General features: G+C 64.6%; 12 protein-coding genes and 1 pseudogene. 7 read left to right on the top strand and 6 right to left on the bottom strand.

Annotation, left to right across the window (positions count from 1 at the left end; genetic code table 11):
* Positions 1 to 3: 3 nt before the first annotated feature.
* From KSS90_RS20280 to KSS90_RS20270, 3 genes are all read right to left on the bottom strand, one after another.
* A complete protein-coding gene (locus KSS90_RS20280; RefSeq protein WP_046854427.1) occupies positions 4 to 765 on the bottom strand; it encodes a siderophore-interacting protein in 762 nt (253 codons plus the stop codon).
* Complete coding sequence (locus KSS90_RS20275) at positions 762 to 1,295, bottom strand: PadR family transcriptional regulator (RefSeq protein ID WP_038706671.1); 534 nt, start codon at positions 1,293 to 1,295, stop codon at positions 762 to 764. Before KSS90_RS20275 ends, KSS90_RS20280 begins: the two co-directional genes overlap by 4 nt.
* Positions 1,296 to 1,398: 103 nt before the next feature.
* Positions 1,399 to 4,518 carry a biosynthetic peptidoglycan transglycosylase gene (locus KSS90_RS20270; protein WP_217867008.1) on the bottom strand — a complete coding sequence of 1,040 codons (3,120 nt, stop codon included), beginning with the start codon at positions 4,516 to 4,518 and terminating at the stop codon, positions 1,399 to 1,401.
* Positions 4,519 to 4,943: 425 nt separating this feature from the next.
* On the opposite strand from KSS90_RS20270, the gene KSS90_RS20265 reads away from it, so the two are divergent.
* The 4 genes and pseudogenes from KSS90_RS20265 to KSS90_RS25615 form a co-directional block, all read left to right on the top strand.
* Entirely contained in the window at positions 4,944 to 6,362 is a 1,419-nt protein-coding gene (locus KSS90_RS20265) for an amino acid permease (protein ID WP_046854430.1), read from the top strand.
* Positions 6,363 to 6,744: 382 nt separating this feature from the next.
* Positions 6,745 to 15,123 (top strand): RHS repeat-associated core domain-containing protein, encoded by an 8,379-nt coding sequence (locus KSS90_RS20260; RefSeq protein ID WP_217867007.1) that lies wholly within the window; start codon positions 6,745 to 6,747, stop codon positions 15,121 to 15,123.
* Positions 15,124 to 15,205: 82 nt separating this feature from the next.
* A complete protein-coding gene (locus KSS90_RS20255) occupies positions 15,206 to 15,415 on the top strand; it encodes a hypothetical protein (protein ID WP_217867006.1) in 210 nt (69 codons plus the stop codon).
* Between the two features lie 25 nt (positions 15,416 to 15,440).
* Positions 15,441 to 15,527: pseudogene (locus KSS90_RS25615) on the top strand (IS5/IS1182 family transposase); the annotation flags it as partial.
* A gap of 138 nt (positions 15,528 to 15,665) precedes the next feature.
* Here KSS90_RS25615 and KSS90_RS20250 read toward each other — a convergent pair.
* Positions 15,666 to 17,285, bottom strand: coding sequence for an FMN-binding glutamate synthase family protein (locus KSS90_RS20250; RefSeq protein ID WP_217867005.1), 1,620 nt, complete (start codon positions 17,283 to 17,285; stop codon positions 15,666 to 15,668).
* A 181-nt stretch (positions 17,286 to 17,466) separates the two neighbouring features.
* Between KSS90_RS20250 and KSS90_RS20245 the strand changes: the two genes are divergently transcribed.
* Complete coding sequence (locus KSS90_RS20245; protein ID WP_217867004.1) at positions 17,467 to 17,724, top strand: type B 50S ribosomal protein L31; 258 nt, start codon at positions 17,467 to 17,469, stop codon at positions 17,722 to 17,724.
* Here the strand turns inward: KSS90_RS20245 and KSS90_RS20240 are convergent.
* Positions 17,709 to 22,010, bottom strand: a complete 4,302-nt coding sequence (locus tag KSS90_RS20240) for a DEAD/DEAH box helicase (RefSeq protein ID WP_217867003.1) — start codon at positions 22,008 to 22,010, stop codon at positions 17,709 to 17,711. The two genes, KSS90_RS20245 and KSS90_RS20240, sit on opposite strands and share 16 nt — an antisense overlap.
* 149 nt (positions 22,011 to 22,159) lie before the next feature.
* Here KSS90_RS20240 and KSS90_RS20235 point away from each other — a divergent pair, with 149 nt between their 5' ends.
* Entirely contained in the window at positions 22,160 to 22,573 is a 414-nt protein-coding gene (locus KSS90_RS20235) for an NUDIX hydrolase (protein ID WP_217867002.1), read from the top strand.
* On the opposite strand, the gene metR is transcribed toward KSS90_RS20235, so the two are convergent.
* Positions 22,557 to 23,474, bottom strand: a complete 918-nt coding sequence (gene metR / locus KSS90_RS20230; RefSeq protein WP_217867001.1) for a transcriptional regulator MetR — start codon at positions 23,472 to 23,474, stop codon at positions 22,557 to 22,559. The two genes, KSS90_RS20235 and metR, sit on opposite strands and share 17 nt — an antisense overlap.
* A 197-nt stretch (positions 23,475 to 23,671) precedes the next feature.
* Between metR and KSS90_RS20225 the strand changes: the two genes are divergently transcribed.
* A complete protein-coding gene (locus tag KSS90_RS20225; RefSeq protein ID WP_217867000.1) occupies positions 23,672 to 24,667 on the top strand; it encodes an alpha/beta fold hydrolase in 996 nt (331 codons plus the stop codon).
* The last annotated feature ends 8 nt before the right edge of the window (positions 24,668 to 24,675 follow it).

Below are 24,675 nucleotides of genomic sequence, written 5' to 3'. Positions count from 1 at the left end.
GCGTCATTCGTCGTCGGCAGTGCCGTCGGCCCGCCAGTAGGCGGCAGCCTTGAGGGCGTCTTCCTGCACGCCCTTCTCCAGCAGCAGCGCCTTGGCCTGCCGGGTCAGTGCCTTCTCCAGCGCCACCCAGCCATACAGCCGGCCCTGGGGCAGCGCCAGGTGTTTGACCCGCTCCAGCAGGTCTTCTGCATGCCGGCGCACCCAGATCACCTCCACCTGCGCCTTGCTGGCCAATGCCTGGCGCTCTTGCTCGTCCTCGATCTGGATCACCGCCAGTACCTGGCGCCCTGCCGGCAATTCTTCAAGGCGCCGGGCGATGGCCGGGATTGCGGTTTCGTCACCGATCAGCAGGTAGCTGTCGAAGATGTCCGGCACCACCATCGAGGCGCGTGGGCCGGCGATGTCCAGGGTCTGCCCTGGCGCCGCCTGCGCGGCCCAGGTGGAGGCGGGGCCGTCGCCATGCAGGACGAAGTCGATATCCAGTTCAAGGTTCGCCAGGTCGATGCGCCGTGGCGTGTACTCGCGCATGGTCGGTCTGGCGCCGCCGTCGCGGCCCAGGTTGCGGGCGTCGATGGCCTGCTGTTCTTCGGGCGTGCAGGCGAACAGCAGCTTGATGTGGTCGTCGCTGCCGACGCTGGCGAAGCCCGCCAGCTCCGCGCCACCCAGGGTGATGCGGCGCATGCGTGGGGTCAGGTCGGTGACCCGCAGCACGTCGAGGCGGCGTTGGCGGATCTCGTGGTTGACGCGGTGGATGGTGTCGCTCATGGGGTGTTCTCCGTAACAGGGATGGCCGGCCCGGAGGCGATGGCTTTGGCGGTTTCGTTGAGCAGGTTGCGCACCCGCTCGATCTCTTCGGCGCTCCAGCGGCCGCTGTGCATGTGCAGGGCATGGCGCAGGTTACCGACGGCTTCATGGATTTCCGCGGGGCGGTCGTGGCCGCGCAAGGCACGCTTGCTCACCTCGATGCGCATGCGCACGCCGTCGAGGGCAACGGCCTGTTCCGCCAGGGCGCTGCGACCGGCGTCGGTGATGGCGTAAAGGCGCTTGCTGCCCTGGATGGCGCCGGTGACCAGCTCGGCTTCCTCGAGGTAGCTGAGGGTCGGGTAGATCACCCCGGGGCTGGGGCTGTAGCTGCCGTCGAAGAGGCTCTCGATCTGGCGGATCAGGTCGTAGCCGTGGCCCGGTTGCTCGGCCAGCATCGACAGCATCAGCAGTTTCAGGTCGCCCGGGGCGAATACCCGTGGGCCACGTTCGCCGCGACCGGGGCGGCGTTCGAAGGGATCATGGTCACGCATGGAGAGGGCTCCGTCTGTTTAGATATATCGCAAGATATTACTCAAGATGTATCTAAAGACAAGCCTTCAAATGCAGATGATTATCATCTGGTTTTTTGATGATTCATGACTGGCCCGCCACCTGCGGCGCCTTGCATGCGGTGGGGTTGCCTGGTTCCAGGTACGGCATGAGGATCGGCGCCATGCCCTTGAGCACCTGCACCGGCAGTGCCGAGGTGAAGGTGAAGGCCTCGGCCGTGCGCCCCGGAACGAACGCAGTAAGGGTGCCGAAGTGGTTGTCGCCGAGGAAGAACACGAAGGTGGCGGTGCGGTTCAGCGAGCGCGAGCCGATCAGCCGGCCGCCAGCGCCGAAGCTTTCGATGCGGTTATCGCCAGTACCGGTCTTGCCGCCCATCACCAGCGGCGTGCCGTCGTGCAGTTTGAAGCTGCCGGAGATGCGCCGCGCGGTACCGGCATCGACCACCTGCGACATGGCGCCCTTGAGCGCCCGGGCGACCTCGACGGGCAAGATCCGCTGACCGCGGTCCGGGTCGCTGATCAGTTGCGTCTCGTACGGGGTGTTCTGGGCGAAGTGCAAGGTGTCGATGCGCAGGGTCGGCAGGCGCACGCCATCGTTCTGGATGATCCCGACCAGTTCGGAGAGGGCGGCCGGCCGGTCGCCGGAGCTGCCGATGGCGGTGGCCAGCGACGGTACCAGGTGGTCGAACGGATAACCCACGCGCTTCCAGCGCTGGTGAATGTCGGTGAACGCCTCGATCTCGACCATGGTGCGGATGCGGCTGTCGCGGGCACCCTGGTGGCGGCTCTTGAACAGCCAGCTGTAGACCTCCTGGCGTTCGAAGCGGCTGGCGTTGAGGACGTCCTTGAGCGAGGCGCCTGGGTTTTTCAGCAGGTAGCCGAGCAGCCACAGGTCCAAGGGATGGACCTTGGCGATGTAGCCCTGGTCGGGCAGGTCGTACTTGCCCGGGCCGTAGGCCTCGTACATCTCCACCAGGCGGCCATCGGTGAGCTTGGCCATGGCCTTCTTGTCGTCCTTGCTGTGGGCGCGGACGAAGGCGTTGAAGGTTTCCTGGCCGGCCTCGGGGAACAGGTAGCGATGCACCGCGGCCAGGCGCTGCGGGGTCACGCGCATGCTGTCGAGGAAGGTGTCCAGGCGCTGCTGCGAGGTCTTGCGCTGGTATTTCTTCCAGAAGCGCATGGTGTAGTTGGAGCCTTCGCGGTCGGCGAAGCGCGCCAGGTATTCCTGGCGGCGTGGGTCGCTGTCGTCCCTGAGCAGCGGTTCGCGGTTGAACGGCTGCTGGTAGGTGACGTAGCGCACGATGTCGCGCATCAGGCGGATGAACGGCAGGTTGATCGACTCGCGCAGGGCATCCTTGAGGGTCGGGTTGCGGTTGTTGTCTTCCTTGCGGAAGTTGTTGAACACGTGCATACCGCCACCGGTGAAGAAGGCCTCGCCGGTGTTGGCCGAGTACTTGCGCTCAAGGGCTGCGTCGAGCATGGCGTCCAGGCTCTGGTTCTTGCCGTTCAGCAACAGCCATTCCAGTGACCACTGGCTGATGCGGTCGAGTTCGGCCACCGGGACTTTCTTAAGTTCGGCGGCGGGTTTGCCGGCGTACTTGTCATGCAGCTCGGCAACGATTTCCAGGTAGGTGGTAAGCACCCGCAGCTTGGCGGTGGAGCCCAGTTCAAGCTTGCTGCCTTCGTTGATGTCGAAGGGCTGGTTGGTGCTGTCGGTCTGCACCCGTACCCGCGAGCCGTCGGCGGTGCGTTCGAACAGGGTGAAGCTGTAGCTGACCTGGTCGGTGGTCTTGCTGGTCAGCAGGCGTTCGCCGATCAGGCCGAGCTGTGCGGCGAACGCCGGGTCGGCGAGGTTCTTCAGGTACTGGCTGACCTGCACTTGCAGGTCGGCCTGCAGGGTGCTGGTGGCCGACAGGTCGAGGCGGTCGAGGTCGTACAGCGGCCGGTTGAGCATCGCCGCCAGGCGGTTGCGGGCCAGGCTGATGCCCTTGTTGGTGATGATCGGCACGATGGTCGGCTGGGCCACCCAGTCGCGGTACACCGCCTTGCTGGCCAGGGCGGCGTCGGCCAGTGGACGGTCGATGACAGCGTTGGCGGCGAGTACCCGGATGTGCGAATCGGTCAGTTCCGCCAGTTCGATGCGGCCCTTGGACAGGTAATGCGAGGGGCGGCGCTGGGCGATCATCAGCGACAGCACCTGGCGCAGGGCCAGGCCGCGCTCGGCCATGCTCTTTTCATCGGTGGCGGTGGAAGTGAGGGCCTGGTTGACCTGATCGAAGTCGGCGCCGTACCACACCCGCAAGCCTTCAGCCATGCCATGCACCTCACCGTGGCCGGGGACCGCCGACAGCGGCACGCTGTTGAGGTAGTCGCGCACGATGCGTTCGCGGGCCTCGGTGGTGTCGGGGCCGCCCTGGTAGGCGCGCACGCTGGCGGAAATCATCTGGCGGATCTTTTCGGCGCCGGAGACGGTCAGTCCGTCCGGCGAGTGGCGATATTTCTCAAGTTGGGTGGCCAGGGTGCTGCCACCGGCCGACTGGCCGGGCAGGGCCAGATACTTGGCGATCTGGCTGTAGGCCGCCTTGGCGAAGCGCGGCCAATCCACCGCCGGGTTGTTCTGCGGGTCCTTTGGGTCGAGCAGGTCGCGGTTTTCGATGAACAGCAGGCTATTTACCATCACCGGCGGGATCGCGGCGAAGTTCGGGTACAGGTGCTGCGGGTAGTTGTACTGGTAGAGCATGTCGCCGCGGCAGTCGGTGATCGACAGGCCGGCCTGGATCTTCTCCACGTAGGGCACGAACAGGCCGTGATCGACGTAGTTCATCAGCGCCGGGGAGAAGCGCACCTGCTGGTTGATCAGGTAGTCGCGCTTGAGCAGCCGTGGCAGGAACTCGCCCAGGGCGCTGTAGCCCAGGCGTTTGTCGAACGGGCCGTCGCCCGGGTAGACGATGGCATCGCTCGGGCCGGGCTCCAGGGCATAGGTCAGGGTGCCGGCCAGGCGGCTGAATTCACGGGACTGCAGGCGCGAGGTCTGGAACTCGTCGTAGGCGGCCAGGCCCACCGCCACCAGGCCGATCAGCAGGATGAGCAGGATCAGGCGCCACCACAGGCGGCGCTGACGTGGGGTCTTGGGCAAAGGGGCTTCAGCCTGGTTTTCTTTGGGTGCTTCCGTTCTGGTTGATTCCGATTGCCACAGTGCGCCCATAGTCTTGAGTCCGGCCAGGTGTTTTCGCGTTGCTTGTCTGAAGCTTAGACGGTGGCCGAGTTTGGTGAAAAATTTGTAAGAAGCTTCGGGCAATTGCGTATGAACATGCGCCTTTGGTGCGACTTCCATTCTTCGGCAATGTTGCTAAGGTAGCTGCCCCATTCCTGTGCATGGGCGGAGCGAGGCTAGGATGCCCCTCCGGTGAAGGGGATTCGGCCGAGAATTCTCGCCAAATTTCCCGCTGTATATAGTGAAAAGCCCTACAAGTGGCTTCCTATACTGCTCGCCCCCTTCGAACTGCCGGTGCTGTGTGCCCGGTGGACAGGCCCGCCCACAAGGCGGCCTGGCGAGCCGACGCCCCGCCTATCGGCGCGGCCGGTGCTGCACGAAGGTCAAATCCAATAACAAAATGAGGTTGTATTGCTATGCCAGTCGGCAACCACCCTGCCCAAGGCGAGTCCGCCCAGGGCGGCCCGCTCAAGCGCGAGCTGGGCGAACGGCACATCCGTCTGATGGCCCTCGGCGCCTGTATCGGCGTCGGCCTGTTCCTCGGTTCGGCCAAGGCCATCGAAATGGCCGGCCCCGCCATCATGCTCTCCTACATCATCGGTGGCCTGGCCATCCTGGTTATCATGCGCGCCCTTGGTGAAATGGCCGTGCACAACCCGGTCGCCGGGTCGTTCAGCCGCTACGCCCAAGACTACCTCGGCCCGCTGGCGGGCTTCTTGACCGGCTGGAACTACTGGTTCCTGTGGCTGGTGACCTGCGTCGCCGAGATCACCGCGGTGGCCATCTACATGGGCATCTGGTTCCCCGACGTGCCGCGCTGGATCTGGGCGTTGATGGCCCTGGGCAGCATGGGCGCGATCAATCTGATCGCGGTCAAGGCGTTCGGTGAGTTCGAATTCTGGTTCGCCCTGATCAAGATCGTCACCATCATCGCCATGGTGCTCGGTGGCATCGGCATCATCGCCTTCGGCTTCGGCAACGACGGTGTGGCCATGGGCGTCTCCAACCTGTGGAGCAACGGCGGTTTCATGCCCAACGGCGTGACCGGCGTGCTGATGTCGCTGCAGATGGTGATGTTCGCCTACCTGGGCGTGGAGATGATCGGCCTGACCGCCGGCGAAGCGCGCAACCCGCAGAAGACCATCCCCCAGGCCATCGGCTCGGTGTTCTGGCGCATCCTGCTGTTCTACGTGGGCGCGCTGTTCGTGATCCTGTCGATCTACCCGTGGAACGAGATTGGCAGCCAGGGCAGCCCGTTCGTGATGACCTTCGAGCGCCTCGGCATCAAGACCGCCGCCGGCATCATCAACTTCGTGGTGATCACCGCCGCGCTGTCGTCGTGCAATGGCGGCATCTTCAGCACCGGGCGCATGCTCTACAGCCTGGCGCAGAACGGCCAGGCCCCGGCCACCTTCGCCCGCACCTCGAAGAGCGGCGTGCCGCGCAACGCCTTGCTGCTGTCGATCGGCGCGCTGCTGCTGGGCGTGCTGGCCAACTACCTGGTGCCGGAGAAAGTGTTCGTCTGGGTAACCTCGATCGCCACCTTCGGCGCGATCTGGACCTGGGTGATGATCCTGCTGGCGCAACTGAAGTTCCGCGCCGGGCTCACCACCGCCGAGCGCAACGCGCTGAAATACCGCATGTGGCTGTGGCCGCTGAGCTCGTACCTGGCGCTGGCGTTCCTGGTGCTGGTGGTGGGCCTGATGGCGTACTTCCCGGACACCCGCGTGGCCCTGTACATCGGCCCGGCGTTCCTGGTGCTGTTGACGGCGCTGTACTACACCTTCCGCCTGGCGCCCAAAGAGGCGCAGGGTACGGTGAGTACCGCCTCCTGACGAACGAAGCCCCGGCCAGTGCCGGGGTTTTGTTTTTGGGGCGTACCGGCCTACCCCAAAATATCCCTCAAGCACTTGGTGGCCTTCACTCACTCCGCCGGTCCGCAACTCCCCCGGCTAGCTCACTAGTGTGGTGTTTCACAAAGAACGACCATAACTCGCGGTGCTTTTTGCGCTCATGCTGCGTTGTCGCTCCTCGCCGTAGCTGGGCTACGACTCGTCGCGACGCCTTGCCTGAGCGCAAAAATCACTCGCGAGTTATTGGTCGTATTTGCAAAACACCACACTAGCGGAAGACACCTGGCATTTCTGCCAGTAGACGTTGCTGAGGCGGTACCTCAAGAATGACTCCATGGGTTCTGATCTACATGGAGTTCACAGTATGTCCAACACTCCGGCAACCGCAATCGACGGCAACCAGGTCTTTCAGGTGCCCTACCTGATCAGCAACCAACCCGATGGCTCCCTGCCCGATATGCAAGGCTTCGGTCTGGAGCGGGTGGGCAGTGCCGAGGGTGGCTGGTACAGCCTGTGCCCGATCAAGGCCGACCGCGCCTTGGCTGCTGGCGAAGTCCTCAGCGCTTGCCTGGTGCACCGCCGCAGTGGCGAGCTGACCCGTTTCGATTACACCGCCAAGGCCGGCAAGTTGGGCAAGACACAGTGGCCGAAGGACTTCGCCCAGGAGGTTGCGGCGGCGGGTATGCCCATCACGGCCGGCGCCTGGAACGACAGCCAGGTGTTTTCCAGCAGTCACAAGGATCCGCGGCTGTGGTGCCAGGCTGACTATCGTGCGTTCAGCACGGCGCCATTCGACAGCAACCTGGTGCAGGTGTTGGTCTGTGACGATAGCTTCTCGCTGGGCAAGGGCAAGACCCTGAGCCTGCAGGTGCGCGACCTCAAAACCCAGGCGTTGCACGAGCAACATCTGTTTACGGCCGCGGCCGATAGCGGCTGGAGCAAGGCCTTGTGCGAGCAGGTCAACCGTGACAGCCGCCTGCTGCGGGCTGGGGTCAAAGGTGCAGGCTGCACGGTGACTCCAGGCGAGGTGGACAACGCGTTCTGGGGGCCGCAGTGTGCCGAGTTGTGCGTGACGTTGACCGAGGTGAGCTGGTGGGCCAGCCGCACGTTCGATGGCACGCCGGCGCTGCCTGACAAAGGCGTGTTGCATGCCTGGGTCTATGATGCTTTCTCCCAGCGCCTGCTCGGCCACCACTCATGGACCCCGAACAGCACCCAGCGCGAAGGTGGCAAATGGCTCAAGGACTGGGCTGCGGCGCTGGCCACGTCAGCGGTGGCGCCCTACCTGCGTGTCGACACGACCACGGCGATGCTCGAGCAGCGCGGCGACGGCTTGCGCATTTTCGTCAGGTTGCCAGGCGATCACTACGACGCAGAAGGCCCGCTGCTGGCGTCGGCGTTCGAGGCCCCGGAGGATGCCGTGCTGGTGACCGTGCGTCATCCCGGTAACCAAACCTTGCTGCACCATGCGCTGTTCAGGCCCCAGGCCTGCGCTGCGCTGCCCAGCGACGAACAAAGCTGGGTACAGGCGCTGGCCAGCTTCATCGAAACACAGCAGTGGCCAGAATTGTCTGTCAAGGAGGGCAGCCAGCTGTGGCTGTTGGGGGCGGCTGAAGTGTCGGTCGCGCTGGAGAATGCCGGTGATGGCCAACGGTGGGAGGCTGAGGATTATCGGCTGGAACTGCTGAGCGCTGAGGAATGGCCAGATGAGCAGGCTGTTGATCCGGTGACGGTCACTGTCGAGCCCGGCGAGGGCCTGGCAGGGGTGACCATCAGCTCGCTCGAGGCAGAGCTGGCGTTTCGTTTGGACCAAACGGCACGCGACAAAGGCTACCGGGTGATGGCGTGTGTGCCGAGACAGGCAGCGGCCAATCAGCTCAGAGAGGCCTACATCCGCTATGTGGAGGCTACTCTTGAGGCAAAGATGCCTGTCGCCTTCACGTTCGCCGAAGCCGGTACGTTGACGGCCGTTGCTGCTGCTGTTGCCGTCGCCAGTGCCATCCCCATCCGCGCTGGTGATAGCGAGAGGCGTAGCATTGAGGTTAGCGCCAGGAGCTTGGTCGTCAAAGGTACTGCGGCCGTCCTCGAAGATACCGACCTCCTCGATCCTGTCGTCGGTATCGCCGTCGCTGCCGCCTCCGTCGGCAAGTCCTACGGCGCCGCTGCTGTTCACGCCGCAGCCTACACCGCCGCCTACACCGCCGCCAAAAGAGCCTACCGCAACGCCAAAGCCTCCTTCAGCGCCGACGACAACCGTGTCAGAGTCTCCGCCGCCTCCGCGGCCTACGACACCGCCCCCATGGCCTACGACCGCGCCTACGCTGACGCCGCCGTCGCCTACGCCGCCGCCTACGCTGACCCCACCGCCGCCTCCGCCGCCTACACCGCCGCCTACGATGAAGCTGCCGTTGCCGTTGCCGCTGCCGATGCCGCTGGCGCAGCTACCGCCGACGCTCTGGCCGATACTACCAACGTTTATGAGATCGCCAGCATCGGTGCCCACGAGTGGGCCTACGGCACCGACGCTGCCGCCGACGCCGCCGCCGCTGCCAGTGCGGAGCTCATAGTCGCCAACGACTACGCCAGGATGTACGAAGGAGCCCACGTCGCCAAAGCCGCTGCCGCCAAAACCAAGGCCGCCGAAGCTGACGCCGCCAGTAAAGCCGCCAGTAAAGCCGCCAGTGAAGCCGCCTGGGCCGCCGCCAAAGCCGACGGTGCCGCCGCTGCCGCTGCCGTTAAGCTCGTCGAGGCGATTGCAGCCGTCCGTAAGGAGCCCACCGGGGTGTGGCCGGTGTCGGTCACCAGCGACACCATCACCTGGCGAGGCCCGTTGACAGACCAAGCCTATGACCTCTACCTGGACTGCCCCGAGTCCGAGCGCGGCAACGCAGCCTTGACGGTAGGGCATATCGGTACCCTGCAAGTCAGCCAGTTCTGGCACGACCCCAGGCCGGTCAGCTTCACCCCGCCTAAAGCGCTCGAGCCGCAAAATGAAATCAGCTTCCTCTGCGAGGACTACGGCCACACGCACCGCTCTGAACTGTTCGACACCACGGGCCACGGCGAAGCCGGGGTGGATGCGCGCACCGGGTTGTTCCACGCCCATTACCCGGTGGCCCATCTGCAGGGCTTGCTAGGCCAGGGGCCAGTGGTCGACCTGACGTTGCATTACTCGGCGCTGCGTGCCAACGAAGCCGGGTTGGGTGACGGCTGGGCCTGGCGTTTTTCCAGCGTGGAAGTGCGCAGCCGGTTGCTGACACTGGCCGACGGCGGCCAGTTCACGTTCACCGACGCGCAATGGACCCAGCTGGGCAAAGGCGAGGCAATCAAGTTGCCCTCCTGCGTGGTGCGCAGCAACCAGGCCTACAGCGAGTTCACCCTCGACCTGCCTACTGGCCGTCAAGAGATCCTGAAGAAACCTGCGGCCGCAGGCAGTGACGAAGAGGAGCCGAACAAAGCGTTCCACGATCAGGTACTGAAAACCTTGATCGCGATCAGGGACAAATCCAAACCAGACTTTCCTGCGAAGCCGGAGAACTGGCAGCAATGGGTAGCAGCGATATTCAACCCCCTTCAGTATTACGCAAGTGCGAGCGCGGACTACGACGAAGCCATCGGTAAGTGGCACACTGACCAGAACATCATCAAGCTGAAAAAGCTCATTGCCGACTACCAGAAGCCCTTCGTGTTGCTGCTGCCGTCGACTATCGAGTCGCGCGATGGCGAATCCTTGACGTTGGAATGGCTACGTCAGAAGGGCCAGTTCATGCTGTTGGCGGTCAAGAGTGGGGATGAGCCGCTGTTCAAGGCTCAGTACAGCACACCGCGCGAGAAGGCTGCGCAGGTGAAGATGCAGGTGTGGCCGCAAAGCAAGACCGAGTGTTACGAGGTCGAGTTGCAGCTCAAGGATTACCTGCTGCGCACGATAAAACGCAGCGAGCGACGAGCGGATGGTGAGCTCAATGTCCTGCAGCAGGTCGATTGTGACTATGACCACGACCTGACCCTGGACCGGGTGTTGTGCGGCTTGCGCGAGCTGGATGGGTCGGTGGAGTGCGTCAAGTACCAGGCGGGTAAAAGCAACAGGGGGGAACAACCGCGCCTGCCACGGGTGGCACTTCACACCCTGGTACCGGGCGATGGGCAAGAGAATCAGGTGACAGCCTACCGCTACGATGGGGACTTCCTGAATACCAAACAGCGTGTGGTCAGCGTCGAGTACGAAAGCGGCTCGCATGGGGCACGCAAGCAACACATGCTGGTTCACGGCAACGTCTCGCACAGCGGTAGCGTCAATCGTTTTGAAGTATTGCGTGCAGAGGCATCGGCGCAAGGCCATTGGCTCAACTTCTGCACACGCAAGAACCAGCGGAAAAAGGACCAGTACAGGGAGACCAAGGCCTACCGCTACACCGGGGCAGGCGATGAGTTCGCTGAACTGCTGTACGCCCTCGAAACGGGCGCCCAGGGCTCCAAGGTCAACGTGCAGGAGGGGGCGGCGCTGGTGCCGCACCAGCAGGATCTGCTCGCATGGATCATCGATAAATCCAACAAGGCCGACCGCCCGAAACTGGCCGCGTGCATCACGCGCTTACTGGCCAGTTACACGCCTGCCGAGCGTGATGCGCTGGGGCGTGCGGTAGAGCTGGCGAAGCACGTTGAGGATCTGGACGGCAACGAGCTGTACAGGCACGTTGGCGGTGAGCACACGCTGTATCGTTGTTACTACAAAGAGGCGCAGAAAAACCCGTTCACGGTGGACGCGCCTGGCCAGTCCACTCAACTGAAGGACATCAAAGCACTTCGAGGTTTACCGACCCTGAACTGCCCGGCTATCCCCCGGCATGCCTCGGCGCCGGTCATGGCGGAATACCAATGTGACCCCTTCGGCAACCCCCAGGGCCTGCGCTTGTTCGGTTACCGCGAGGTGACGCGAGGTAGCCGGAAGCTGTTGGAGCTTGCCGAAGTGCTGACTATCGAGGGGGTCAAGGGCAGCATCAGTGGCAACCTGCTCGGCGCCAGTGCTGGTTGGAGCATGGCCGACGCCCCTGCCAAGCTGCTGTGGCGCCAGCGCAGCACCAAGTCGACACCGCCTGCCCGTGAAGGCGGCGAGGACAGCAAGGTCCGGAAGTGGTCGGAGGAAGACACCCAGGTCACCCACGAGGTCTGTGACTCGGGCGAACGCGTATTCACAATGAGCAACCACCTTGAATGCGTAGACAATCCTAACAATGACGGTTTCGTGGTACGTATCAAAACCACCACGGCCGGTATTAAGGAACTGCGCAAGGAGCTGCGCTCGCGTCGTGGTCGGCGCCTCCTGGAGCAAGTTGAACAAGGTAAAGAGGTGCATTGGCAGTACGATGCGTTGGGGCGGGTAACCCAAGTGAGGCGCTACGCACTCAAGAAGGACAGCCGGGGTGTGTACCTGAACAGGGGCAAGGAGCAACAGCCCGTCGAGCAGACCACCACCGAATATTCGGCTGATGGCAAAGTGGCAACCCATACCCACGCGAACAAGGGTATCAGCCGCAGCCACCTGGACGGCGTGCAACGGGCCTGGCTGCACGAGTGGCGCAAGAACGGCACCGAGCACTTCGTGCCACTGGCTCAATACACCCTGCAAGGGCTGGATGGATCGCAGTTGCTGGCCAGTTGCGAGTGGGACTACCTGCCGGGGGGGCAGGCCGTGGTGGACATGACCCCGGCGCCGTCGGCCGTAGGGCCGCAAGCGTGGGTCACAGAGCAAGGAGGGCTGGATGGACCCGCCATGCGCAGCCTGCTGCAAGCCCAGCACAGCGAGGTGGCAGACAACGCGAAAGACGTGGCGGCCGATGCCTCGGTGTTTGAGCCGTATGCGACGCAAGACATTTCGAGCCAATACAGCATCGAAGAAGGCCTTGACGAGCAACGCCTTTACCAACGCAAGATCGATTACCACTACCGCAAGAACGGCACCGTCGAGCAGGTGGAGCACCTGCTCGACGGTGACGGCCAAACACAGATGCAGCTGCGCAAACGCTTGAACAACTCGGGCGACATCATCGGTTATGACCGTACCCTGGGTGCGCAAACCCGTTCGTATGCGCTGGAGCGCGACGCCGTGGGCCGGGTGACCCGGATTACCCGCCCCGACGACTCTGTCGTCGAGTACAGCTACCACGGGCTGAGCACCCATGCCACCGAGCTCAAGGTAGGCGGCGCGAGCGTGGCGAAACAGACAGTGGAACACGACAGCACATTGTCTACGCGAACGGTCGGTAGTCGTGCATACAGCTTCAAGGACGATACCGTCACCCTGCCCGACAAAACCCGGCTCTCCGTGCTTCGAAATGCTGAGGGCCAGCGCTTCAACGCGAACGAACAGACCCTTTCCAGCTTCACTGAGAGCAATGGCACACAGACCCAGGCCTCCCCCGTCAGCGATGACACGATGAAGCATGGCTGGGAGCAGGTCCTGGGTAGCAGCAGCCTGCCCGGTCGGCAATCGCTCACGCAAACCTCGCCACGTGCCAGGCGCCAAGGCTATCGCTGGTTGAGCCTGCGTGGCCGGCCAATGGCCTCGCTGCGCGCTGACGGCCACTGGCAGCGGGTGTTCAGCGACGAGCAGGGCCGTGTGCTGCGCACCTGTCAGGACCACGAGGAAGTCGTGTACCGCTACGACGCACTGGGCCGCCTGCAGTCGCGCCAAGCCCAGGCACTGAAGGCCGGTGGGCAATGGAGAGTGCTTAGCGAACATGACGGTTTTGGCCAGGAGGTTACCCGGCGCTTCCTGTACAACGGCGTCGAGTGCTTCAAGCAGTGCCTGAAGTGGCAAGGTGACGGCCGTATGGCCAGCAAGACGAGCTACCAGAACGGTCAGCAGGTGCGCGTCGAACGCTTTGCCTACGATGCGCTTGACCGTCTGCAGCGTTATGACTGCGAGGCCGTCGCGACGGAGCATTGCCCGCGAGACGCCCAAGGCAGGGCGGTCAAGGCTCAGGAGTATGGCTGGGATGCCCTGAGCAACCTGACCCGGTGCGTCACCACCGGCTTCGATGGCCAGAAGTGGAGCGAGAGCCTGGCTTATGGCGCTGCCAGCGACCCGACGCGCCTGACAGGGATCACTCACGGCAATGAGGAACGCACATTGACGTGGAACGCCAACGGCTACCTGACCGAGGTCACCGGGCAACACCGCTACCGCTATAGCGCTGCCGGCCAGGTTGACAAGGTGTTCGATAGCACCGGCAACCTGCTGACCCGCTACGAGTACGATGGCAGCCAGCGCCTGGCGGCGCAGTACCTCAAGAGCGACGGAAGCACCCGCGAGCTGCGCTACGACGGCGAACTACTGATCGGCGAGATCCACTATGACCAGCAGGATACGGTCAGCAGGACCATCAGCCTGTCCAGCGGGCTGGCGCAATATGATGGCAACGAAGTGCGCTGGCTGATCGACGACCCGCAGGTGGGCGTTGCCGGCCAGGTCAAGGGCGGCACGCTGGAACTGGCACCGCTACTACCGTTTGGCGAGGGCGTGGCGTTGGAGGGGCTGGTCAGTGGCTACAACGGTATGCGCCTCGACCCCCTGACTGGGCATTACCACGCCGGTAACGGTTACCGCAGTTACGTCCCCGGGCTGCGTCGTTATGCCCAGCCCGACTGGCTCAGCCCGTTCGGTCAAGGCGGGCTGAATGACTACCAGCACTGCCCGGACCCGGTCAACCTGCACGACCCTAGCGGAGCGATCATGCTCAGCCGCTGGGGTCAAAACCACCAGCTGGAGACCTACGACAAGGCGCTGCAAGACACCGAGAAGATGAAGGTCGGTAGCGATTATCGCGGCCTGCTGTTCTCAGCGACGGTAGCCGCGATAGGCATCGCTCTGGCCGCGTTCACCGCAGGTCAGTCGCTGTGGTTGACCACATTCGTTGTTGCGATGAGCGCGGCGTCGTTCGCTTTCGAGGCGGGGGCGCTGCTGGCGAATAAATTAGGTGCTCCTGAAGTGTCCAGGGCAATGAGTATCGCCTCGGTCGTCATGGGCATAGCGAGCTGTTTGGCCTTTGTCGGGGTGTTCAAGGCTGGCCTCAAAGTGGCGCTGTCCCTGGCGAAAGCGGTCCGATCGGTCGGAAAGGTCATTTGGAGCGCCACCAAAGCAGTGAGGCGCGCTGCCAAAGCCGCTTGGAGCAGCAGCAAACCCCTGGTGCAGCAGGGCATCAGAGGCACTCGCAGAATGCGCTTGCTGAGGGCACAGCGCGTTGGCCCCAACGGCCTGGGCCCTACCCGCCCCCACGGTGGGCTGGGGGGGCTTAGTGGCCCTCGCAACCTCGGGGTTCTGGGCCGCTTCAAGTACAACACCTTGGACCCAGCTGCGCAGTGGTTGGCGCGCCAAGGCCTGCGCGGTGCGGCGAGGCAGGGGGGGAACTACCTGGCGGCCCCCGTCGAAATGGCTGAACAGTCCTCGAGCAAATTGGCGAATTCAGGATGGCTTGGGAAAATTGGCGGTTTCTTGACCGAGTCGATGCATACAGAGGGCGCAGCGCGCGGCCTGTCGTACGCAATCTACTACCTCAACACGGCGCTCGAGGCCAATGCGCTGAAAGGGACGATCGAGACCAGTCAAAGCCTGCATGAACAGCAACAGGCTGTAGTCAGTGTGAGGGCGGGTGTACATGAGCCTTCGGTAGTGCCCAAGCTGCCGTATCTGAAAACCGTAGAACACAGTTTGTTACCGACCACCAATAATCTGCGGTTTTGGTAGTTAGGCGCCGGCAGCAGGTTTTCCCGTGCCCGCGTTGGGGCGCGGGAGAGTACCCACAGTCAATGAAGCGAGGGTTGATGTCATGAGCGAAGCAACACGAAAAACAGGAAAACTGGTGGAATACGATGCAGTGAAGAAGTGGGGTTGGATTGAATACGATGAAGATGAAGATAAGGTTTACCTCGCCCCGGCCGAGGCCGAAGGCCTGGAGCTGGAAGAGGAGTGCGAGGTCACGTTCACTATCAAGATGACTGGGTCGACACCGCAAGCCGTTGGCGTGAAACTCAAGTAGACCAAGGCCCAGCGTGGCCGTCCACATCGTCACGCGCTTCGACAATCTCGCAAGAAGTTATGCCGCGATGGTCTCGCTGGCTTGTGTCATGCGGTGTATGCGACGGTTTTTCCAGACAGAGCCTAGTTTCGCGGAACGCTTTGTTTTGTCAGCGATGCGCCGCGCGGTCGGCGCTCGATCTCATAGGCGTTGAAAAATATCGGCGAACACTTGGTAGCCCTTACCCAATATCCCGGTAAGCTCGCCTCCCTCAAGCCGCCACCTCACTCTGCGGCTCAAAACTATCCGCCCGCGCCAGCTGCCACATCCGCGAATAGAACTGCCCGTTCACCTCGCCGGTGAGCAACTCACCCGGCTTGAGGAATACATGCATCTGCGAGAACAGCTTGATCTCGGTAGCCGAGATACGCCGCACCAGGTGCTTGGCCTCCAGTTGCGCGGGGTGCTCCAGCCCTGCGGCGGCGAGCATTTCGGCCAGGGCGCGCAGGGTGTTGTGATGGAAGTTGAACACCCGCTGGGCCTTGTCCGGCACTACCAGTGCGCGCTGGCGCAGGGCGTCCTGGGTGGCCACGCCGGTGGGGCACTTGTTGGTGTGGCAACTCTGCGACTGGATGCAGCCGATGGCGAACATGAAGCCGCGCGCCGAGTTGGCCCAGTCGGCGCCGATGGCCAGCACGCTGGCGATGTCGAAGGCGCTGACGATCTTGCCGCTGGCGCCGAGCTTGATCTTGTCGCGCAGATTCAGGCCCACCATGGTGTTATGCACGAACAGCAGGCCTTCACGCAGCGGCACGCCGATATGGTCGGTGAACTCCACCGGGGCGGCGCCAGTACCGCCTTCCTTGCCGTCGACGACGATGAAGTCAGGGAGAATGCCGGTTTCCAGCATGGCCTTGGCAATGCCCATGAACTCCCAGGGGTGGCCGAGGCAGAACTTGAAGCCCACCGGCTTGCCGCCGGACAGCTCACGCAACTGGGCGATGAACTGCATCATTTCGATCGGCGTGGAGAAGGCGCTGTGACGCGACGGCGAGATGCAGTCCTCGCCCATCAGGATGCCGCGGGTCTCGGCGATCTCCTTGGTCACCTTGTGCTTGGGCAGGATCCCGCCGTGGCCGGGTTTGGCGCCCTGGCTCATCTTGATCTCGATCATCCGCACCTGCGGGCTCTGCGCCTGGGCGGCGAAGCGCTCGGGGTCGAAGCGGCCATCTGCGGTGCGGCAGCCGAAGTAGCCACTGCCCAGTTCCCACACCAGGTCGCCGCCGTGCTCGCGGTGGTAGGGGCTGATGCTGCCTTCGCCGGTGTCGTGGTGGAAGTTGCCCAGCTTGGCGCCCTGATTGAGGGCGCGGATGGCGTTGGCGCTGAGCGAGCCGAAGCTCATGGCCGAGATGTTGAAGATCGACGCGGAGTACGGCTGCGTGCATTGCGGGCCGCCGACCACGACGCGAAAGGCTGCCGGGTCGGCCAGCGGCGCGGGGCGCATGGAATGGCCGATGAATTCGAAGCCCGACTCGTACACATCGATCAGGGTGCCGAAGGGTTTGTCCGAGGCCTCGTTCTTGGCCCGGGCATACACCAGCGAGCGCTGGGCCCGGGAGAAGGGCAGCGCATCGCTGTCGGACTCCAGCAGGTACTGGCGGATCTCCGGGCGGATGCCCTCGACCAGGTAGCGGATATTGCCGAGGATCGGATAGTTGCGGCGTACCGCGTGGCGTTGCTGCAGTAGGTCGAACACACCGATCAGGCTCAGTACGCCGGTGGTCAGGGCGAACGGCCACAGCCAGTCGTGAGCGAGGAACGGCAGGCTGGCGAGGGTGAACAGCACGCAGGCGGCGAAGAAGGCGTAACGGCTGAGAAGTGACAGGCTCATACGGGGTCCTTGCGGATGGCTCGGTCAGGCTCAGGGGCCTGGGCAAAGGCCGACCATAGCCCGGTTGGACGGCGCTTTGCCAGCGTACCGGGTGGCAGAAAAATGAAAACTCGGGTATCGAAAATCATTCGCATCGTGATACGTTATAAAGTATCACTATTGCTTCCCAGGAGATTGCGTCATGAAAGCTGGCATTCACCCCGACTACCGCCCGGTGCTGTTCCACGATACGGCTGCCGATGTGTACTTCCTGATCGGTTCTACGGTGCATACCGACCGCACCCAGGTGCATAGCGATGGCCAGACGTATCCCTATGTCGCGCTGGATGTCTCCAGCGCTTCGCATCCGGTGTACACCGGGCAGCAGCGCAAGACCACGGTGGAAGGGCGGGTGGCCGGGTTCAACAAGCGCTTCGCCGGGTTTCAGACCAAGGGCTGAACCTGCGCCGCTGTATCGCGCAACAGAAGCTGGCGCCAACGGTCCTGTTCGCTGGCCGATGCTTCTACCGCAAACAGGTACTTCCCTGCCACGCGACTGGCGACTGGCACCCCGTCGCGATACAGCAGCCGATTGCCCGCCACTGCCGGCACTTTCGTTCCCGGCAGCAGTGTGCCGACCAGGTTCAGAGGGTCGCAGCCGCTGACCATCACTAGTTCCCCGCCCGGCGTGCGGTTGCGCACCTGGCGCAGCAACCCTACCGCTTCGGGCAGGGCGAACTGCTCGCCCGCCAGCCCGGCAATGAAGCGCCCCCCGCGGATCTCGCCTCGCGCCTCGAGACGCTGATAGCAGCGCAACAGTGTGCGCCACGGGGGCAGCACATCGCTCTCGCGCTCCAGCAAGCGCCAGCACACCACGCCATAGCGGCGCAGCAGGCTGCGGGCCACATGTTCCAGGCGCTGGTCGCTGTCGACCGTGACGGTCGAGCGGCGCAGCAACGCCCAGCGCCCGGCATGGACCATGCTGCTCGACAGCGCTGGGTGCCCGCGCCGGCTGGTGCGCGGCTTGCGCCTGGCCGCGGGGCTGATGAGGCTGCGCAGGCCGCTGAAACCGTCGGCGCTGGCCAGGCCCGAGCCCACCAGTTCCTGCAGCGCCGATTCCAGTTCGCTGGGCAACAGGTGGGCTTCATGGGCCAGTTCGTCGAAGAACAAAGCGCCTTGCTCCTGCAAGGTTTGCAAGACTCGCTGCGCGCGGGCCCCCAGCTGTTGGAGGTCGGGCGTGGGGGTGAGGCTGCGCCACAGTCCCAGGTGCTCGCGCGGCAGCAACACCAGGGGCGTGCTGGCCAGGGTGCTGGCCGATAGCGTCGCCGCTAGCCGACTCCAGGACCACTGGCCGCTGCGGCAGGCCTCATCGAGCCAGTGGGGGCTGTAGTCCTTGATTCGCGCTGGCAGCAGGTCGCCCTCCCAGGCCCCGGCGGCGGCGGGAAAACCTTGCAGCTGGGCGAGCACCTCGGGCAGCGCCTGCGACCCACGCAGACGGGTTTCGCCGCTCACGTGCTGCCAGTCGAACAGGAAGCGCAGGTAGTCCTGCAGACTGACCGGTTCGATCTCCTGGCGCAGGCGTTTGACCGTGTAGCGATGAATGCGCGCCAGCAGGTGCCGCTCGCACCATTGCAGGCGCGTCTGGCCGGGGCTGAAATGGCCGCGCATCACCAGGCCCTGGCCCTCCAGGCGGGCCAGGGACTGTTCGCAGTCCCCGGCCTTCAGCGCCAGAGGTGTCGCGATCTGCTCCAGCGTCATCGGGCCAAAGCCATCGAGGCGGCAGCGCAGCAGTTCGGTGAGGGCGGTATCGCTGTCGACCGGGGCGTCATAGCCCGGCAATAGCGGCATGTCCGGTTCCAGGCGAGCATCCGGGTACAGCGTCAGCAGCGCCTGCTGGCGCTCGCGGGCCAGCCACAGACTGTGTTCGCCCGTACCCAGGCGACAGGCCCGGCCCGCCTTGGCCAGTTGCTGCAACAGGTCGCGCCAGGCGCCATTGGTATCTACTTCGTGCTCGGTCATGGCCCCCAGGCTCATCAGCGCCTCATGCATTTCGTCGGGGTTACGAGCTTGGGGCCAGGCTTCGGCTTGCACCGCGGCAATGGCGTCGGCGTCCAGCGCGCCCAGGTCGTCGGCGCTGTGCACGTCGCTCCAGCGTCGGTTGTGTACGGCTTGGGTGCGGCGCTCTTCCAGCGGCGCGTCGTCGAGGAAGGTGTAGGGGCGGGCATTGAGTATCGCCGAGGCCAGCGGCGAGGGGGCCGGCAGATCGCGACTGAGCAAGGCTACTTCACCGCGCTCCATGCGCCGCAGCAGCTCCAGCCAGCCCTCGCTGTCCATGGCCTCGTGCAGGCAGTCGTCGAGGGTCTGCTCGACCAATGGATGATCGGGGATCTGCCGCTCGCCGACGATGTTCTCCAGGCAGGCAAGCTGGTCGGGGAACACCGAGGCCACCAGGTCCTCGCTCTTCATGCGCTGGATCTGCGGCGCCACCTTGCGACCGCCCACGTAACGCGGCAGGGCCATGGCCACCGCGGCATTCCAGCGCCAGCGCACGCCGAACAGCGGGGCGTCGAGCAACGCCTGGATCAGGATCGCTTCGGCACTGCGGCTGTTCAGGTAGCGCCACACCTCGTCCAGGTCGAAACTGTGGCTGGTGGACAGGGACAGCACGATGGCGTCCTCGCTGGCCGCCGCCTGCAGTTCGAAGTTGAAGGTGCGGCAGAAGCGCTTGCGCAGGGCCAGGCCCCAGGCGCGGTTGATACGGCTGCCAAAGGGCGAGTGGATGATCAGCTGGGTGCCGCCGGACTCGTCGAAAAAGCGCTCCATCACCAGCGTCTGCTGCGAGGGCAGGGCGCCGAGTACCTGCCAGGTACGGCCAAGGTAGTCGAGCAGTTGGCTGGCGCAGGCTTCGTCCAGTTCATAAGTCGCCTGGAGCCAGGCCTGCACCTGTTGAGTGTCGCCGGCCTGCAATTGCTGGTCGAGACGTTGCTGCAGCCGAGCCACTGCGGCGGACAGTTCGTCACTGCGCCCAGGCGCTTCGCCGAGCCAGAACGGAATGGTCGGTGGCAGGCCGTGGGCGTCCTCGACCCGCACCCGCCCAGGCTCGACGCGCAGGATGCGGTACGACGCGTTGCCCAGTTGGAAGATATCGCCGGCAATGCTCTCGACGGCGAAATCCTCGTTGACGCTGCCGATGTTCAACGCTTGGGGCTCGAGCAGCACCGCATAGTCGGCCGTCTCGGGAATGGTGCCGCCGCTGGTCAGCGCGGTCAGCTGGCTGCCGCGACGCCCACGCAGGGTGCCGTTCACCGCATCGCGATGCAGGTAGGCGCCGCGCACGCCCTGGCGGCCGTTGTAGCCCTCGGCGAGCATGCGCAGCAAGGCCTGGTAATGGCCCTCGTCCAGCTCGGCATAAGGCGTGGCCTGGCGCAGCAGGTCGAACAGCGCGCGTTCGGACCACGGCTGGTTGCTGACCTCGGCGACGATCTGCTGAGCCAGCACGTCAAGCGGTGCGTGAGGGATGTGCAGGGCGTCCAGCTCGCCCTGGCGCACGCAGTCGAGCAACGCCACGCATTCGATCAGGTCGTCCCGCGAGGTGGGGAACAGGCGGCCCTTGGGGATGCCCTCGACCTGGTGGCCGGAGCGTCCGACCCGCTGCAGGAACGCGGCGATCGAGCCCGGCGAGGCGATCTGGCAGACCAGGTCGACATCGCCGATATCGATGCCCAGCTCCAGCGACGCGGTGGCCACCAGCACCTGCAGTTCGCCGGCTTTGAGCCGCTGCTCGGCGGCCAGGCGATGCTCCTTGGCCAGGCTGCCGTGATGGGCGGCGACCGCGTCGTTGCCCAGGCGCTCGCCCAGGTGACGCGTCAGGCGCTCGGCCAGGCGCCGGGTGTTGACGAACACCAGCGTGGTGCGATGCTCGCGGGCGAGCACCGCGAGGCGCTCGTAGACCAGGCTCCAGACATCGGTGGCCATGACCGCGCCCAGTGGCACAGGCGGTACTTCCAGAGCCAGGTCGCGTTGGCGGACATGGCCGATATCGACGATGGCGCAGGGCCGTTCGTGGCCAACCAGAAACTGCGCCACGCGCTCCACCGGCCGCTGGGTCGCAGACAGGCCAATACGTCTCAAAGGTCGGCCAGCGAGGGCCTGCAAACGTTCTAGGGTCAGCGCCAGGTGGCAGCCACGTTTGTTGCCGGCCAAGGCGTGGATCTCGTCGACGATCACCGTGTGCACACTGGCCAGCCCCTGGCGACCGGAGGCCGAGCCCATCAGCACATACAGTGATTCCGGCGTGGTCACCAGGATGTGCGGCGCCAGCTTGCGCATGGCGGCGCGCTCCTTCTGGGGCGTGTCGCCGGTACGCACGGCGGTGGTGATGCGTGGGGCCTCGAGGCCGAGTTGTGCGAACTGCTGGCCGATACCCTCGAGCGGCGCGTCGAGGTTGAGGCGAATGTCATTGGACAGCGCCTTGAGCGGCGACACATAGACCACCTGGGTTTGCGCGGGCAGCTCGCCGCCTTGTTGCAACCCTTGGCGGAACAATTCGTCGAGCACCGCGAGAAAGGCACTGAGGGTCTTACCCGAGCCGGTCGGCGCGGCCAGCAGCATCGACTGGCCGGCATGGATCAGCGGCCAGGCGCGGGCCTGGGCCTCGGTGACCGTGGCAAAGCGCTGGCGGAACCAGGTGGCGACAGCAGGGTGGAACAGGTCGAGCACCGGGTGGAGCTGGGCGGGCAGATTCATGGGTTGGTTATGGCGGGTAAGCAGGGGAATGGCAAGGGGCCGTTCGTCTGCCTGTTCCGGCCCCATCGCAATCGTTGTGAGCGCGGGCTTGTCCCGCGACAGGACCCTGTCAGGTATCCTGCGCAACCTCAGTAAACCGAGAGTCCAGCATGCCCAAGACCATCCGAATCGCCGCCGCCCTGCTCATCGACCTCCAGGGCCGGACCCTGCTGGTACGCAAGCGCGATACCCTGGCCTTCATGCAGCCGGGGGGCAAGATCGACCCGGGCGAATCGCCGGCGCAGGCGCTGGTGCGTGAGCTGCACGAGGAGCTGGGGCTGCATGTCGATCCCGCCCAGGCCGTCCACCTGGGCCGCTTCAGCGCCCCGGCCGCCAACGAGCCGGGCTTCGAGGTCCAGGCCGAACTGTTCCGTGTCGAGTGCCGCGAGGCGGTAGTACCGGCGGCGGAAATCGAAGAGGTGATGTGGCTGGCTAGCGACCAGGCGACGGACCTGGACCTGGCGCCGCTGACCCGCGACCTGATCCTGCCGCTGTGGCGCGAGGGCCTCAACGCACCGCGCTGACCCCGTCGAGGGTGGCGAACGAGGTGTCCTTGGCGGTCAGCAGGAAGTCACGCATGTACGGCGCATCGAGCATATCGGTGCGCACCGCCGCATAGAGCGTGGCAAACAGGCCTTTCTCGCCCAGGCGCTTGCCCTTCACATAACCCCGCGAGCTGTACTCGTGCAGGGCCCAGTGCGGCATGCCGCACACGCCACGCCCGCTGGCCACCAGTTGCATCATCATCACCGTCAGCTCCGAGGTGCGCACCGCCGCCGGCTCGATGTCGGCCGGCTCCAGGAAACGGGTGAAGATGTCCAGGCGGTCGCGTTCCACCGGGTAGGTGATCAGGGTCTGGTCGAGCAAGTCCTGGGGCACGATGTATGGCTTGCCGGCCAGTGGGTGCTGGTTGGCCACGGCAAGCATGGCTTCGTAGGTGAACAGTGGCACGTAGGTAATGCCGGCCAGGTCCACCGGGTCGGAGGTCACTACGAGGTCGAGGTCGCCACGGGCCAGGGCCGGCAACGGGGCGAAGGCGAAGCCAGAGGCCAGATCCAGCTCCACTTCCGGCCAGGCGTCACGGAACTGGTCGATGGTCGGCATCAGCCACTGGAAGCAGCTATGGCATTCGATGGCCATGTGCAGGCGCCCGGCGGTGCCGCCGGCCAGGCGAGCGATATCGCGCTCGGCACCGCGCAGCAGCGGCAGGGTGGCGTCGGCCAGTTGCAGCAGGCGCAGGCCGGCGCTGGTGAAGCGGATCGGCTTGGTCTTGCGCACGAACAGTGGCAGCCCCAGGCGTTCCTCCAGTTCCTTGAACTGGTGCGACAGCGCCGATTGGGTCAGATGCAGGCGTTCGGCGGCCTCCACCAGGCTGTCGGCTTCGCGTAGGGCATGAAGGGTTTTCAGGTGGCGGATTTCCAGCACGACGGCTCCGTGAGCATTCTTTGAGCTAAAACGAGATGGCGTTGAGTTTCTCTCATGTTGCCCAGTGCTGTCGACAGCCAGATGCACACGACCGCTCGGCAATGTTCACGAAACTGTCACGGTTTTGTGGCAGCGCGCCCGAACGGATTTCATCAGACTCGCGCTCTACTGGGGATCTGCATTCTGGTGTTTCTTTCATGCGGGCTTTACTACTTTTCTTCTTGCTGCTGGTCAGCGTGCCGGCGAGTTTCGCCGACGCTCGCTGCGACGTCCACGTGCCGGTGCAACGCGTCGACCTGGGTGAGCTGAGCCTGGTCTATCAGAGCGTTGGCGCGCCCCGCGATCCAGCTTTGTTGCTGGTCATGGGCCTGGGCGGGCAGCTCATCCACTGGCCGGACGATGTGGTTGCGGCATTGTGCCGCCAGGGCTTTCGGGTGATCCGCTACGACAACCGGGATGTCGGCCTGTCGCGGTGGAACCAGCCGCCGGCTTCGGCGAGCCTGACCGTCGAGCTGCTGCGCTACAAGCTGGGGCTGCCGGTTTCGGCGCCTTACAGCCTCACCGACATGGCCAATGATGGCGTACGTTTGATGGATACACTCGAGATCCGCCAGTTTCACGTGTTGGGGGTGAGCATGGGCGGCATGATCGCCCAGCACATCGCCGCCATGGCGCCGGGTCGGGTGCGCAGCCTGACGCTGGTAATGTCCAGCTCGGGCGCCATCGGCCTGCCGGCCCCGGCGCCAGCGTTGGTGCAACTCCTGGCGCGGCGTGGCGCGCCGAGTCGTGAGGCGGCCATCGAGCAGCAGGCCGATCTGCTGGCGGCGTTGGGCAGCCCCGAGGTGCCTGATGACCGTGCCGCGCTGCTCGAGCAGGCCGCGGTGGCGTATGACCGGGCGTTCAACCCGGAGGGGGTCAAGCGCCAGATCATGGCGATCCTCGCCGAACCCAGTCGGGTCGAGCTGCTCAACCAGCTGCGGGTGCCGACGCTGGTGGTGCATGGCACTGCCGATCCGTTGCTGCCGGTAATGCACGGGGTGCATCTGGCTGCACATATCCGGGGCAGCCAGTTGCGGCTGATTCCGGGGCTGGCGCATCGCTTCCAGGAGCGATTCAAGGCGCCGCTGCTGGGGGCGGTCCTACCTTACCTGCAGGCGCATCGGCAGGATGTCACGCACATCGCCCGGCTTTAGCTCCCTGC

It is taken from the genome of Pseudomonas maumuensis (assembly GCF_019139675.1).
GTDB lineage: Bacteria > Pseudomonadota > Gammaproteobacteria > Pseudomonadales > Pseudomonadaceae > Aquipseudomonas > Aquipseudomonas maumuensis.
The sequence above is the reverse complement of the archived record's forward strand: the minus strand, read 5'-3'. Positions and strand labels throughout refer to the sequence as shown.

Excerpts from the sequence above, each read along its gene's own strand:
- KSS90_RS20275 (WP_038706671.1), bottom strand. The coding sequence starts at position 1,295 with ATGCGTGACCATGATCCCTTCGAACGCCGCCCCGGTCGCGGCGAACGT.
- KSS90_RS20240 (WP_217867003.1), bottom strand. The coding sequence starts at position 22,010 with ATGAATCTGCCCGCCCAGCTCCACCCGGTGCTCGACCTGTTCCACCCT.
- KSS90_RS20225 (WP_217867000.1), top strand. The coding sequence starts at position 23,672 with ATGCGGGCTTTACTACTTTTCTTCTTGCTGCTGGTCAGCGTGCCGGCG.
- KSS90_RS20265 (WP_046854430.1), top strand. The coding sequence starts at position 4,944 with ATGCCAGTCGGCAACCACCCTGCCCAAGGCGAGTCCGCCCAGGGCGGC.
- KSS90_RS20245 (WP_217867004.1), top strand. The coding sequence starts at position 17,467 with ATGAAAGCTGGCATTCACCCCGACTACCGCCCGGTGCTGTTCCACGAT.
- KSS90_RS20280 (WP_046854427.1), bottom strand. The coding sequence starts at position 765 with ATGAGCGACACCATCCACCGCGTCAACCACGAGATCCGCCAACGCCGC.
- KSS90_RS20255 (WP_217867006.1), top strand. The coding sequence starts at position 15,206 with ATGAGCGAAGCAACACGAAAAACAGGAAAACTGGTGGAATACGATGCA.
- KSS90_RS20235 (WP_217867002.1), top strand. The coding sequence starts at position 22,160 with ATGCCCAAGACCATCCGAATCGCCGCCGCCCTGCTCATCGACCTCCAG.
- KSS90_RS20270 (WP_217867008.1), bottom strand. The coding sequence starts at position 4,518 with ATGGGCGCACTGTGGCAATCGGAATCAACCAGAACGGAAGCACCCAAA.
- KSS90_RS20260 (WP_217867007.1), top strand. The coding sequence starts at position 6,745 with ATGTCCAACACTCCGGCAACCGCAATCGACGGCAACCAGGTCTTTCAG.
- KSS90_RS20250 (WP_217867005.1), bottom strand. The coding sequence starts at position 17,285 with ATGAGCCTGTCACTTCTCAGCCGTTACGCCTTCTTCGCCGCCTGCGTG.